1 protein-coding gene is annotated in these 357 nt (G+C 41.7%); it reads right to left on the bottom strand.

Annotation, left to right across the window (positions count from 1 at the left end; translation table 11 throughout):
- On the bottom strand, window positions 1-357 hold a 357-nt coding region (locus AC1DND_RS29705; protein WP_477586662.1), incomplete at both ends, for a glutamate synthase central domain-containing protein.

Here is a 357-nt window from a genome sequence, read left to right as displayed (position 1 = left end):
GTTGAGATTCCCATTTTAGAGAAAATTTTAAGTAAACCGCTATTTACCGCATAGATATAGTTTTTGGTAAGCTGCTCTGTTGATAAGCCCGATTCTTCTTTAAACTCATTAATGGTTTCTAAAGCCAGGTAAGGGTTAATCGCCGTAACACCAAAGCCCAGTAATGTGGCAAAATGATGTACTTCCCAGATATCACCAGCCTCGATCACAATACCTACAGCACCACGGTATCCCTTGCGGATTAAGTGATGGTGTACAGCAGAAACCGCCAATAAAGAAGGCATGGCAGCATGCTCAGAGTCAATAGCCCTATCAGTTAATACAATTACCTGGAAACCATCTTCAACTGCATCAACC

The sequence above is a fragment of the Pedobacter sp. 01N416 genome (assembly GCF_056399685.1).
The sequence above is the reverse complement of the archived record's forward strand: the minus strand, read 5'-3'. Positions and strand labels throughout refer to the sequence as shown.